13 protein-coding genes and 1 tRNA gene are annotated in these 12,064 nt (G+C 60.9%); 9 read left to right on the forward strand and 5 right to left on the reverse strand.

Translation table 11 applies throughout. The features are described from left to right. A partial coding sequence (locus MOV61_RS13590; RefSeq protein ID WP_247136931.1) for a M23 family metallopeptidase occupies window positions 1-500 on the forward strand: 500 nt, incomplete at its 5' end. Window positions 501-573: 73 nt separating this feature from the next. Here MOV61_RS13590 and MOV61_RS13595 read toward each other — a convergent pair. Then, on the reverse strand, window positions 574-1,446 hold the full coding sequence (locus MOV61_RS13595; protein ID WP_247136932.1) for an ATP-binding protein: 873 nt from the start codon (window positions 1,444-1,446) through the stop codon (window positions 574-576). Window positions 1,447-1,641: 195 nt separating this feature from the next. Between MOV61_RS13595 and yajC the strand changes: the two genes are divergently transcribed. From yajC to MOV61_RS13615, 4 genes are all read left to right on the forward strand, one after another. Continuing rightward, entirely contained in the window at window positions 1,642-2,010 is a 369-nt protein-coding gene (yajC, locus tag MOV61_RS13600) for a preprotein translocase subunit YajC (RefSeq protein ID WP_038542405.1), read from the forward strand. A gap of 101 nt (window positions 2,011-2,111) precedes the next feature. Next, window positions 2,112-2,498, forward strand: coding sequence for an Mth938-like domain-containing protein (locus MOV61_RS13605; RefSeq protein WP_247136933.1), 387 nt, complete (start codon window positions 2,112-2,114; stop codon window positions 2,496-2,498). A 3-nt stretch (window positions 2,499-2,501) separates the two neighbouring features. After that, entirely contained in the window at window positions 2,502-3,356 is an 855-nt protein-coding gene (locus MOV61_RS13610; protein WP_247136934.1) for a phytoene/squalene synthase family protein, read from the forward strand. Between the two features lie 119 nt (window positions 3,357-3,475). After that, on the forward strand, window positions 3,476-3,928 hold the full coding sequence (locus MOV61_RS13615) for a hypothetical protein (protein WP_051900094.1): 453 nt from the start codon (window positions 3,476-3,478) through the stop codon (window positions 3,926-3,928). Here the strand turns inward: MOV61_RS13615 and trmFO are convergent. The 3 genes from trmFO to MOV61_RS13630 all read right to left on the reverse strand — a co-directional run bounded on the left by trmFO (window position 3,906) and on the right by MOV61_RS13630 (window position 6,017). Then, window positions 3,906-5,330 carry a methylenetetrahydrofolate--tRNA-(uracil(54)-C(5))-methyltransferase (FADH(2)-oxidizing) TrmFO gene (gene trmFO / locus MOV61_RS13620; RefSeq protein WP_247136935.1) on the reverse strand — a complete coding sequence of 475 codons (1,425 nt, stop codon included), beginning with the start codon at window positions 5,328-5,330 and terminating at the stop codon, window positions 3,906-3,908. The genes MOV61_RS13615 and trmFO overlap by 23 nt on opposite strands. Window positions 5,331-5,477: 147 nt before the next feature. Then, entirely contained in the window at window positions 5,478-5,621 is a 144-nt protein-coding gene (locus MOV61_RS30590) for a DUF1127 domain-containing protein (protein WP_007762204.1), read from the reverse strand. 249 nt (window positions 5,622-5,870) lie between these two features. Next, window positions 5,871-6,017, reverse strand: a complete 147-nt coding sequence (locus MOV61_RS13630) for a DUF1127 domain-containing protein (protein ID WP_065814773.1) — start codon at window positions 6,015-6,017, stop codon at window positions 5,871-5,873. A 728-nt stretch (window positions 6,018-6,745) separates the two neighbouring features. Here MOV61_RS13630 and MOV61_RS13635 point away from each other — a divergent pair. The 4 genes from MOV61_RS13635 (at window position 6,746) to MOV61_RS13650 (ending at window position 11,421) form a co-directional block, all read left to right on the forward strand. Beyond that, window positions 6,746-6,830 (forward strand) — tRNA-Leu (locus tag MOV61_RS13635). 162 nt (window positions 6,831-6,992) lie between these two features. Next, the gene (gene tig, locus MOV61_RS13640; protein WP_247136936.1) at window positions 6,993-8,486 is read left to right on the forward strand and encodes a trigger factor; all 1,494 of its coding nucleotides are present in this window, start codon (window positions 6,993-6,995) and stop codon (window positions 8,484-8,486) included. Window positions 8,487-8,569: 83 nt separating this feature from the next. Next, the gene (locus tag MOV61_RS13645) at window positions 8,570-10,192 is read left to right on the forward strand and encodes an ABC-F family ATP-binding cassette domain-containing protein (protein ID WP_247136937.1); all 1,623 of its coding nucleotides are present in this window, start codon (window positions 8,570-8,572) and stop codon (window positions 10,190-10,192) included. A 455-nt stretch (window positions 10,193-10,647) separates the two neighbouring features. Then, on the forward strand, window positions 10,648-11,421 hold the full coding sequence (locus MOV61_RS13650) for a cell wall hydrolase (RefSeq protein ID WP_244447495.1): 774 nt from the start codon (window positions 10,648-10,650) through the stop codon (window positions 11,419-11,421). A 10-nt stretch (window positions 11,422-11,431) separates the two neighbouring features. Here MOV61_RS13650 and MOV61_RS13655 read toward each other — a convergent pair whose 3' ends face one another. Then, window positions 11,432-12,061, reverse strand: a complete 630-nt coding sequence (locus MOV61_RS13655; RefSeq protein ID WP_247136938.1) for a glutathione S-transferase family protein — start codon at window positions 12,059-12,061, stop codon at window positions 11,432-11,434. Window positions 12,062-12,064 lie beyond the last annotated feature (3 nt).

Below are 12,064 nucleotides of genomic sequence, written 5' to 3' on the forward strand. Positions count from 1 at the left end.
CCACGGCCCAGGTCGCTCAGGTTGCTGTGGCGCCTGCCGCTGCCAAGGCCGCGGTCGATGGCGCCTCCGTCGCCGACGTCGAGAAGAAGTCGGACACCGCCTCCGTGGCACCGCAGTCCACCGGCATCGGCAAGTATCGCTGGCCGGTCAATGGTGCGGTCATCGCCGGCTACGGCCAGAACGTCGACGGCAACCGCAATGACGGCATCGACATCTCGGTTCCGGAAGGCACCCCGATCAAGGCTGCCGAAAACGGCGTGGTCATCTATGCCGGCAACGGCCTGAAGCAGCTCGGCAACACGGTTCTCGTCCGTCATGACGATGGCAAGGTCACCGTTTACGGCCACGCCGGCAGCATCAACGTCACACGCGGGCAGAAGATCACCCGCGGCCAGACGGTCGCCGCCTCCGGCATGAGCGGCGACGCCAAGCGCCCGCAGGTCCACTTCGAAGTCCGCAAGGACGCGACCCCGGTCAACCCGATTACCTTCCTTGAATAAGTAGTGCGTTTCAGGGGACGGAGAAAAGCCCGGCAGTGCCGGGCTTTTTGCGTTCTCAGTGCTTTTTCAGGTTTCAATCTCGGGAAAGCGGTTTCCGCAGCCGCCCGGCAAGATCCTGGATATATTGCCAGGCGACACGGCCCGAGCGCCCGCCGCGAGTGGTCGCCCATTCGAGCGCCTCGTGATGCAGGGTCTCCTGGCCGAGGCCGAGCTCGAAATGTTCGGCATAACCGTCGATCATCTTCAGATAGTCGTCCTGGCTGCATTTGTGGAAACCGAGCCACAGGCCGAAACGATCCGACAGCGACACCTTTTCTTCGACTGCCTCGGACGGATTGATCGCCGTCGACTGCTCGTTCTCCATCATGTGGCGCGGCAGGAGATGGCGGCGGTTGGAGGTCGCATAGAACAGAACATTGTCCGGCCGGCCTTCGATTCCGCCGTCGAGTGCCGCCTTCAGCGACTTGTAGGCGGTGTCGTCGTGGTCGAAGGAGAGGTCGTCGCAGAAAACGATGACGCGCTGGCCGGAAGCCTCGAGGATATCGAGCAGGGCTGGGAGCGAGGCGATATCCTCGCGATGCACCTCGACGAGTTTCAGCGAGATCCCGGTCGCTGCGCGCACGTCCTCGTGCACGGCTTTGACCAGCGACGATTTGCCCATGCCGCGAGCGCCCCACAGCAGCACGTTGTTGGCGGCAAAGCCTTCCGCGAACCGCAGAGTGTTTTCGTGAAGAATGTCACGCACGTGGTCGACGCCGCGGATCAGCGTCAGGGCGACCCGGTTCGGACGCGGCACCGGCTGCAGGCGCTGGTTTGCCGGGATCCAGACGAAGCAGTCGGCGGCGTTCCAGTCGTTGACGGCGGGCGGAGGGCCGGCAAGCCGTTCCAGCGCATCCGCAAGCCTGCGGACCTCAGTCAGGATCAGGGTGTTGAAGTCGTCGCTCATGGTGTTTCTCCGGTCGTATCGGCAGTTTTTGAGCCTTTTCGCTGCGGTAACATGCTCGTTGGTGCATCAAAAGCCTGAGAGCCGCGAATTCGGTACGCCGGCCGGCGTGTTTCTGTTGCATTCCGGCCTATCGCAACTATATTCCGGCGGCTTGAAACGGGGGCCCGGGGCCTCCGGTAATCTTAGGAGTTTTCGATGTTCATTACCGAAGCATTCGCCCAGGCCCCAGCCGCAGCACCGGGAGCTTCCGCGTTCGGCTCCGGCCTTGAGATGCTCTTCCTCTTCGCGCCTCTGATGGTGGTCTGGTATTTCTTTCTGATCCGTCCGCAGCGCGCCACTGCCAAGAAGCGCCAGGAAACGCTGTCCAACGTCCGCCGCGGCGACCAGGTCGTTCTCGGCGGCGGCATCACCGGCAAGGTGACCAAGGTTATCGACGACGCCGAAGTGGAAGTCGAAATCGCCGAAGGCGTGAAGATCCGTGCCATGCGCGCCTATATTGCCGAAGTCCGCGTCAAGGGCGAGCCGGTCAAGACCGAACCGGCGAAGACCGGAACGGCTTCCTGAACGTTATCGCCGATGTAAAGGCCCTGTCTGCTGCAGGGCCTTGGATCCAAAGAGCCGGGCCATCATCCGGCTCGTAACCTTTTCGAGAAAGCATGCGGCCCATGGCGAAAGGCATCGAAATCCGCGACGCCCATTTTCCCGGTCGTGCTCCGATCGACGCTTATGGCAATGGCGGTTTCCGTTTTGCAGACATGTCGCATCGCGGCTCGCTGCTCTGCCTTCCCTCGGGTGTCCACGGCTGGGAATTGCAGGAAGGTGAGCCGCTGACGGTCGCTTCTCTGATGAAGGTGCTCGCCGAATCAAACGAGATCGAAGTGTTGCTTGTCGGTATGGGCGCCAACCTCAAGCCCATTCCGGCGGATGTGAAGGCAGCGTTGAAAGCCAAGGGCATCGCCTCCGATCCGATGAGCACCGGTGCCGCCGTGCGCACGTTCAACATCATGCTCGCCGAATCGCGCGCCGTCGCCGCGGCTTTGATTGCCGTCTGACAGATGGCCGATCCAGCCAGACAGAACGGCGATATCTGCCTCGCAACGCTTAGGGATACGGACCGCGACCGTTATCTCGCCTGCCTCCTGTCGCCGGAAGACAAGCGCGGCCCACTTGCGGCCCTTTATGCCTTCAACGCCGAGATCGGCCGCGTCCGCGACGTGGTGCGTGAACCGCTTCCCGGCGAAATCCGCCTGCAATGGTGGCGCGACCTCCTCGAAGGCAGCGCTCATGGCGACAGCACCGGCAACCCCATCGCCGCCGGTCTGCTTGAGGCGATCGAGACCTATCGCCTGCCGCGCCAGACGCTCGTCGACATGATCGAGGCGCGCATCTTCGATCTCTACGACGATCCGTTGACCGACCGGAATGCACTCGAAGGATATGCCGGCGAGACCGCTTCGGCGGTAATCCAGCTCGCGAGCCTGATTCTCTCTCCCACCGATGCGGCAAAATCTGCGGAGGCGGCAGGACACGCGGGTGTCGCCCAGTCGATCGCCGGTTTCCTGCTGCTGATGCCCATCCATCGACGCCGTCATCAACTTTATCTGCCGCTCGATATCCTCTCGGCGACCGGGCTCGACCGTGATACATTCCTGCGCGGCGAGGATAGGTCGCGCATTTCCGTCGCGATCGAGGCCTTTGCCGGCCTTGGATTGGAACATCTGGCCAAGGCCAGAAAGTCGGGAACCGTCCCGTCCGCCGTCTTTCCGGCCTATCTGCCGGTAGCGCTTGCCGAACCAGTGCTGCGCCGCGCGGCGCGCGCCGGTGCCTCGGTGTTCGATACGGCGCTGCAACTTCCGCAGTGGCGGCGGCAATTGCGGCTCTTGAAGGCCTCGGTCACCAGGCGCTTTTGATGGACGTCAAATTCGCGCAAGGCTCGCGCGCTATGGGACGAGACTAGAAATCCGGCGCCATCATAAGGAGAAGCGGTGTGAGCCCCGTTGTCGTCTGGTCCATCATCTTCGTGCTCCTCATGGCGCTCGCCTATTACATCACGCGGATGTCGGGCAAGGACCGGGACAAGGACGGCAACCTGCACGATACAGGCATGGCCATTCTCGAATTCGGCCGCGCCTTTCCCAACGAAGCGATCCGTAGCCTGCATGTGACGGCCAATGGCGAAGCGATCTTCGTACGCCTGCACGACAACAAGGCCGGCTTCATGCGCAGCCACCGCAACCATTACGCCTGCTTTTTGATCGAGCCGGGCAGGGTTCGCGTCACCCCATTGCCGAACGCCAAGGGCTTCACCGTCGAATTCCTGGACGCGTCGACACAGAATGGCACCTACCTGTTTTCCACGGAAAAGGAGGCGGCCGAAGTCGCCCTCTGGCTGCTCGACAACTATGTCAGCGTTGCCGATCGCGATCTGGAAGAAAAGCCGAAGCCCTCGACCGGGGATATCAGCCCCGATCAAGCCAACTAGCGCAATCCCGGAGCGCCCGGACGGCGAGCAGTTGCCGCTTCATCACCGTCTTGTCCTTACCGCGGAAGCGCTTGACGCCCTCCGGCTTGACGATCGATCCCGGCTCCAGTTCCGGGAACAGCCCGAAGTTGACGTTCATCGGCTGGAACGAGCGCTTGCCCGGCTCGTCGTCCGAAACCAGATGCCCACCGGTTATATGGCCGAGCAGCGAACCTAGAGCGGTCGTTGCAGGCGGTGCGGGGAGCGTTTCGCCCTTGCGTTCGGCAGCCGCGAAACGGCCGGCAAGAAGTCCGATCGCCGCACTTTCCACATACCCTTCGCAGCCGGTGATCTGGCCGGCGAATCGCAGGCCCGGCCGGCTTTTCAGCGTCAGGCTCCTGTCGAGAAGAACAGGCGAGTGGATGTAGGTGTTGCGGTGCAGGCCGCCAAGCCTTGCGAATTCGGCATTCTGCAGGCCGGGAATCATCCGGAAAATGTCCGCCTGGGCGCCGTATTTCAGCTTCGTCTGAAAGCCCACCATGTTGTAGAGCGTGCCGAGCGCATTGTCCTGCCGGAGCTGCACGACCGCATAGGCCTTGACCGTCGGGTTATGGGCATTGGTGAGACCCATCGGCTTCATCGGCCCATGACGCAGCGTTTCGCGGCCGCGTTCGGCCATCACCTCGATCGGCAGGCAGCCGTCGAAATAGGGCGTGCCTTCCCATTCCTTGAAGCCAATGGCATCACCGGCGATCAGCGCGTCGACGAAGGCATTGTACTGAGCCTCGTCCATCGGGCAGTTGATATAGTCCTTGCCGGTACCGCCGGGGCCGACCTTGTCGTAGCGCGACTGGTACCAGCAGATGTCCATGTCAATCGAATCACGGTGCACGATCGGTGCGATGGCGTCGAAGAAGGCGAGTTGGTCCTCGCCTGTCTCCGCCTGGATCGCGGCTGCCAGCGCCGGCGAGGTCAGGGGGCCGGTGGCAATGATCGCCAGATCCCATTCCTTTGGCGGCAGGCCTTGGATCTCCTCGCGCACGACGGTGATGAGCGGGTGTTTTTCGATCGCTTCGGTGACCGCGTCGGAAAATCCGTCGCGATCGACGGCAAGCGCCCCGCCGGCCGGTACCTGATGTCTGTCGGCACAAGCCATGATCAGTGAACCGGCAAGCCGCATCTCCGCATGGATGACGCCGACGGCATTCGCGGTCGCATCGTCGGAGCGGAAGGAATTCGAGCAGACAAGCTCGGCAAGTCCGTCCGTCTTGTGGGCATCGGTGCCGCGCACGCCGCGCATCTCGTGGAGAATCACCGGGACGCCGGCCGAGGCGATCTGCCAGGCGGTTTCGGAACCCGCGAGGCCGCCGCCGACGACATGGATGGCGGCAGGAGAGGTAGGGGAGGAAGAAATGTTGCTCATGGCCGGCTCATTATCACGCCATTTGCCGGACCGGAATCAAAAAGGCACCCGAAAAGGTGCCTTTGATACGTCCTTGGATGTCCTCTCGGACCGCTTGATCCTCGCCGCAAGGCCTCGAGCCGTGCGGGTCCGCCTGCGAGAAGCGGATTAGCGGAAAGAGCGGGCCGCGATGTGGCGGATGTCGTAGCGGGTCAGACCGATGTCGCTGAGGGCCTGGCTCGAAAGATTTCCAAGCTCATTCATCGTGCGGCGGTAGCTGATCCAGTTCTTGGCGATACGGATCGGGTTCATGGTTGTTTCCTCAAGATTTTTCCTGATGCTCTGTCGTCATCAGCGATGAGGGTCTTATACATCCGCATAATAAGAATGTGCAGTGCAAAAAATGTGCGACTGCCATGCAAATGTGCAGGGGATTGCTGAAGTTTACGGCGGAGGCCAAAAATCAGGCAGATGCTTCAAGTGTGAAATTTCTATGAACAAAAAGAAAAGCGCCTCCCGGAGGAGGCGCTTTTGGATGGTGCAGCAATGTCTGCGCGAGGCTTAGAAGCCGACGGCAGTCCGTGCAACGCGGCGGATGTCGGCGCGGCCGATGCCGAGGTCGTTGAGCTCGCGGTCGCTCATGCGGCCGAGCTCGTTGACGGTTTCGCGGTACTTGCGCCAGGTGGTGAGCTTCTGTGCGATGTTCATGATCTTGTCCCTTTCTAGGCCCTTGCCAGCAGCCCGTTCGGCGCTGACTTCAATCTCATGACCGCCAATATATGCTGCGCTGCAAAAAGTAACAGCGCCTATTCGGAATGCCACCTATGCATCTGGCGCATTACGAGATCGTTTACCATGCACAAGTGAGGAAATGATGCGCGAGTTTTAGGCAGATCGCATGCTGCAGGACAAAAAATAACGCCCACCGGGGGAGGAGGTCCGGTGGGCGTCATTTGTAACGACTGGCGACTTGGGAGGAGGAGGATCGCCAGTCCCATCAAGCCCACGCTGGGAGGAGGAGTGCGCGGCTCGAATTCCTGTCACGGGAACTTCCCGAGGGCATCTGCATCGTTCAGGGCGGGCGCCAAGCCGTCCAAGCCAGAGAGACCGAAGCCTTCAATCAATCTCTGCATTTGCATAATATGAGATTGCAGCGAAATTGTGCAGTGCAATATCCGTATGGATGGCATGCGGTTATTGCATGGCTCACATCGCCGTTGATTCCAATGTACACATTAGAATTTAATAAAAAGTTAAATATCCCGATAATCGCTGGTTCGACCGGGGTGCGGCGGGAGCAAATTCGCCTATCCACTGCGGTTTCTCGGAGCTGCCAAAAAAGCGTCATTTTCCCTTTGCGTGCGCCGAAACGGGTGATATAGAGACGCGCGCTCCGGAAGGCCTTGTGCGACGAGGATTTTCGACGCGGCTGGGGCGCGGGTATGGTGAAATTGGTAGACACGCCAGATTTAGGTTCTGGTGCCGCAAGGCGTGGGAGTTCAAGTCTCTCTACCCGCACCAGAACCGCCCCGCATCAAAACCGCCAGGAGTGCGGTCCGAGCCGGTTCTGGCTAAAGGATCGGCGCTCCTTGAAGCCGCGGCCGGTCTCTCAAAGTTCCGGCGATGTGCTCATTGAAACCAACGGCTGTCTGAGCACCGCCGCCACGATATGAAGGTATGAAAATGCAGGTTACCGAAACGCTCGCTGAAGGGCTGAAGCGCGAAATCAAGGTCGTAATCCCCAAGCGGGATATGGAAGCGCAGCTGAACGTGCGCCTCGCCGACGCCAAGGACAAGGTCCGCATCAACGGTTTCCGTCCGGGCAAGGTGCCGATCGCTCATCTGAAGAAGATGTACGGCAAGTCGATCATGGCGGATCTCGTCAACGAGATCGTCCGCGAACGCCCGACCGAGATTCTCACCGACCGCGGCGAGAAGTCGGCGACCCAGCCGTCGGTCGCCATGACCGAGGATGAGAACGAAGCCGAAAAGATCTTGAACGCCGAGGTCGATTTCGAATTCACGCTCTCCTACGAAGTCATCCCGGACATCGAGCTGCAGCCGACCGACGGCCTTTCCGTCGTTCGTGAAGTCGTCGAAGTCACCGAAGACGAAGTCAACGAGCAGATCGAGAAGATCGCCGAGAGCGCCCGTACCTTCGAAACCAAGAGTGGCAAGGCCGCCGATGGCGACCGCGTTACCATGAACTATCTCGGCAAGGTCGATGGCGTTGCCTTCGACGGCGGTACCGCCGAAGATGCCGAACTGGTTCTCGGCTCCGGCCGCTTTATCCCAGGCTTCGAAGACCAGCTGGTCGGCGTCAAGGCCGGTGAAGACAAGACCATCACCGTGACCTTCCCGGCCGAATATCCGGCTGCGAACCTCGCTGGCAAGGAAGCCACCTTCGACGTCACCGTCAAGGAAGTCGCCGCTCCGGCCGCTCTCGAGATCAACGACGAACTCGCCTCCAAGCTCGGCATCGAATCCGTCGATCGCCTCAAGGAGATCGTCCGCGGCCAGATCGAAAGCCAGTACGGCAGCGTCACCCGCCAGAAGGTCAAGCGTCAGATCCTTGATCAGCTCGACGGCATGTACCAGTTCGACACCCCGCAGGGTCTCGTCGACGCCGAGTTCGAAAACATCTGGCGCCAGATCAACACCGACCTGCAGCAGTCCGGCAAGACCTTCGAAGACGAAGAGACGACCGAGGAAGACGCACGCGTCGAGTATCGCAAGCTGGCTGAGCGCCGCGTTCGTCTCGGCCTCGTTCTCTCCGAAATCGGCGAACAGGCCGGCGTCGAAGTGACCGAGGAAGAAATGCAGCGCGCCCTTTATGCGCAGCTCCAGCAGTTCCCGGGCCAGCAGAAGGAAATCCTCGACTTCTTCCGCAACACCCCCGGCGCTTCCGCCTCCTTGCGCGCGCCGATCTTCGAAGAGAAGGTCGTCGACAAGCTGCTCTCCGAGATCAAGGTCACCGACAAGGTCGTGACCAAGGAAGAGCTGATGGCTGAAGACGAAGAAGGCTCGGAAAGCGCTGAAAAGCCGGCCAAGAAGAAGGCCGCTCCGAAGAAGGCTGCCAAGGCCGAAGCTGCTGATGAAGCCGCCGAAGGCGAAGAAGCCGCTCCGAAGAAGAAGGCTGCTCCGAAGAAGAAGGCTGCTGAAGACAGCGCCGAATAACCTTCGCATTGATTGTGTAGAAAAGCCGGGTCGGCGACGACCCGGCTTTTTGTTGTAATGAAACCTTTCGAGCCCGCCCGCCCATGATCCGCATTGAAAATATCAGCAAATCGAACAGCCATCGCATCCTCTTCATCGAGGCCTCCGCGGCGCTGAACCGTGGCGAGAAGATCGGCCTCGTCGGCCCGAACGGGGCCGGCAAGACGACGCTCTTCCGGATGATCACCGGCTCGGAAATGCCGGACGAGGGGCAGGTTTCCGTCGAAAAGAACGTCACGATCGGTTATTTCAACCAGGATGTCGGCGAAATGGCCGGCCGCAGCGCCGTCACCGAAGTGATGGATGGCGCCGGTCCGGTGAGCGTCGTGGCCGCCGAACTGCATGAACTCGAATCGGCGATGGTCGATCCGGACCGCCTCGACGAGATGGACCAGATCATCGAACGTTACGGCGAGGTGCAGGCGCGGTATGAGGAGCTCGACGGCTACGGTCTCGAAGGCCGCGCACGCGAGGTTCTCGCCGGCTTGAGCTTCACGCAGGAGATGATGGACGGCGATGTCGGCAAGCTGTCCGGCGGCTGGAAGATGCGCGTGGCGCTCGCCCGCATCCTGCTGATGCGCCCGGACGTCATGCTGCTCGACGAACCGAGCAACCATCTGGACCTCGAAAGCCTGATCTGGCTCGAACAGTTTCTCAAAGGATACGACGGCGCGCTGCTGATGACCTCGCACGACCGCGAGTTCATGAACCGAATCGTCACCAAGATCATCGAGATCGACGGCGGATCGCTCACCACCTATTCCGGCGACTACGGTTTCTACGAGCAGCAGCGGGCTCAGAACGAAAAGCAGCAGCAGGCGCAGTTCGAGCGCCAGCAGGCGATGCTTGCCAAGGAGATCAAGTTTATCGAGCGCTTCAAGGCGCGCGCCAGTCATGCAGCCCAGGTGCAGAGCCGGGTCAAGAAGCTCGACAAGATCGAGCGTGTCGAGCCGCCAAAACGCCGCCAGGCGGTCGCCTTCGAATTCCAGCCGGCGCCTCGTTCCGGCGAAGACGTGGTCAACATCAGGAATGTCGCCAAGCGATACGGTAGCCGCTCGATCTACGAAGGTCTCGACTTCATGGTGAAGCGGCGCGAGCGCTGGTGCATCATGGGCATCAACGGCGCCGGCAAATCGACGCTGCTGAAGCTGGTGACGGGCTCGACCGAGCCGGACGAAGGCAGCGTCTCGATCGGCGCCAGCGTCAAGATGGGCTATTTCGCCCAGCACGCCATGGATCTCCTCGACGGCGACCTGACCGTCTTCGAATGGCTGGAAGAACAGTTTCCGCGCGCGGGGCAGGGGTCGCTGCGGGCACTTTCCGGCTGCTTCGGCTTTTCAGGCGACGATGTCGAGAAGAAATGCCGGGTGTTGTCCGGCGGAGAGAAGGCCCGTCTGGTGATGGCCGCCATGCTGTTCGACCCGCCGAATTTCCTCGTCCTCGACGAGCCGACCAACCACCTGGACCTCGACACCAAGGAAATGCTGATCAAGGCGCTGTCGGAATACGAAGGCACGATGCTGTTCGTCAGCCACGACCGGCATTTCCTCGCCGAACTGTCGAATCGCGTGCTCGAACTGACGCCCGAGGGCATCCACCGCTATGACGGCGGTTATACGGAATATGTAGAACGCACCGGTTACGAGGCGCCGGGGCTGCGGAGCTAGGGAAGCCGATAGAGGCGGAGCGGCGTCGGCCCCTATCGCTTCTGGCTTTGGATTCCAGCTCCGGACGCTTTTGGTTCCAGAACTGCTCTACGCCGAATCTCAGTGAACGGAAGGGTGGGAAGTCAACTTTCCATTAGGAAGACCGTCGTAAGACGTCGTTTCGGCACGTCTGGCAAGGCCTCGGTTCGAAGGGGCTTGCCGCTAGGCCGGCCTGCAACCGGAACGATTTTCCTCCCAGTTTTGATTGTCTCTTATGGCGTTTGATCTGAATCAATTTTTGAGGTATCCCTTTTCGCGCCGTAGCGATTTTTGGAATTATACCGCAGGGGGGATATTCAATGACGGCGAGCGATAAGGCCCTTCTCCGGCCGGCAGTAGGCCTGGTTGGGATGATGCTTCTATCAGCATGCACGTCGGCGCAGACGACGTCGTCCATCTCACCCGCGAGCACGACCGTGAAGCCTGCACCGGTCTCCAGGAAACAGGTCTATCACTACACGCCGGCCGATCGTGACTGCATGAAGCGGGCAATGTATTTCGAGTCGCAGCGGTCGAGCCGTGAAGGGTTGATGGCGGTCGGCACCGTGATCATGAACAGGCTGACTTCGGATGCCTATCCGCCCAGCATTTGCGGCATAGTTGCTCAGGAAAAGCAGTTTGCGCCGGGTGTCCTGACGCGACCGATCAACGACGAAACGGTTCCGGAACTCGATGCCGCGGTCGATGCGATCATTCGCGGCGAGCGGAACCCGGAAGTCAGGGACGCCATGTTTTTTCACACGGCCGGCTTACGCTTCCCCTATCAGAACATGCATTATGTGACGGTCGCTGGCGGCAACGCCTTCTACGAGAAGCGCGACAGGGACGGGGAGCTGCAGACGCCGCCGCCGAAACCAGCAGACGAATACGTGCTCGCACTCGTGCAGAGCAATCCCGACCCGTTCAGTCTGATCCAGGCCAAGGAATTCGACGTTGCGTCCATTCCGTCGACCGGCACGGATCCGATGGTCGCGACGAACGTCCCGGTTCCGATCGAGCGGCCGGATCCCTTGGCTGTCCGTTCGGCCAGCATCCAGTCGACTGGCACGCAATCCGTAAAGCCGCCTGTCGGGCCGGTGATCCTTGCCAGCTCCATGAGCAATGAATGGATGCTGCGTTTCGACGCCGGCAACGCAAAGCCGATACCCACTCCGTCGCCCAAGCGATCGCCGGGCGGTGTCGACCGCTGATCCGTAAAGCCTATCCCGCGTTCTGCAGCTCGGCAGCCGCGGCATTGTCCTTGTCGTTGGCCCGCTGATAAGCCTCGCGTAACGCAAGTCGTCCGAAATACTGTTCGAATGCTGCGCGTTTTTCGATCGTGCCGAACCGCAGTCCGTAGCCGAGCTGCGAGCCGACATAGACATCCGCGGCGCTGAACGTGTCGCCGGCGATATAGGCGTTCGCCCGAACGGCCGCTTCCAGCGTATCCATGACATCCTGATAGGTGCCGTAACCGACCATCCGCTCGCGTTCCTTCGGCACCTCGAAGCCGAGCACGCGGTTGCTGATGGCTGCTTCCAGTGGACCGGCCGCAAAGAACATCCAGCGGTAATAGTCGGCTCGCTTGGAGGGGGCGGGCGCAAGACCCGCCTGCGGAAAGACATCCGCCAGGTAGGCGCAGATCGCTGCGCATTCGGTGACGACAATCTTGCCGTGCGCGAGGCTCGGCACTTTGCCCATTGGGTTGACGCTTCTGTAGGCGTCGCCCTTCATCGTTGTGCCGAAATGCAGGATTTCGGTACGATAGGGGATGCCGACCTCCTCCAGCATCCACCGGGCAATCCGGCCGCGTGACATCGGATTTGTGTAGAGCACAAGTTCATCTGACATGTG

Source organism: Neorhizobium sp. BETTINA12A, assembly GCF_023006485.1.
Taxonomy (GTDB): domain Bacteria; phylum Pseudomonadota; class Alphaproteobacteria; order Rhizobiales; family Rhizobiaceae; genus Neorhizobium.

Coding starts and splice junctions, on each gene's coding strand:
- MOV61_RS13595 (WP_247136932.1), bottom strand. CDS start 1,446: ATGAGCGACGACTTCAACACCCTGATCCTGACTGAGGTCCGCAGGCTT.
- yajC (WP_038542405.1), top strand. CDS start 1,642: ATGTTCATTACCGAAGCATTCGCCCAGGCCCCAGCCGCAGCACCGGGA.
- MOV61_RS13605 (WP_247136933.1), top strand. CDS start 2,112: ATGGCGAAAGGCATCGAAATCCGCGACGCCCATTTTCCCGGTCGTGCT.
- MOV61_RS13610 (WP_247136934.1), top strand. CDS start 2,502: ATGGCCGATCCAGCCAGACAGAACGGCGATATCTGCCTCGCAACGCTT.
- MOV61_RS13615 (WP_051900094.1), top strand. CDS start 3,476: ATGGCGCTCGCCTATTACATCACGCGGATGTCGGGCAAGGACCGGGAC.
- trmFO (WP_247136935.1), bottom strand. CDS start 5,330: ATGAGCAACATTTCTTCCTCCCCTACCTCTCCTGCCGCCATCCATGTC.
- MOV61_RS30590 (WP_007762204.1), bottom strand. CDS start 5,621: ATGAACCCGATCCGTATCGCCAAGAACTGGATCAGCTACCGCCGCACG.
- MOV61_RS13630 (WP_065814773.1), bottom strand. CDS start 6,017: ATGAACATCGCACAGAAGCTCACCACCTGGCGCAAGTACCGCGAAACC.
- tig (WP_247136936.1), top strand. CDS start 6,993: ATGCAGGTTACCGAAACGCTCGCTGAAGGGCTGAAGCGCGAAATCAAG.
- MOV61_RS13645 (WP_247136937.1), top strand. CDS start 8,570: ATGATCCGCATTGAAAATATCAGCAAATCGAACAGCCATCGCATCCTC.
- MOV61_RS13655 (WP_247136938.1), bottom strand. CDS start 12,061: ATGTCAGATGAACTTGTGCTCTACACAAATCCGATGTCACGCGGCCGG.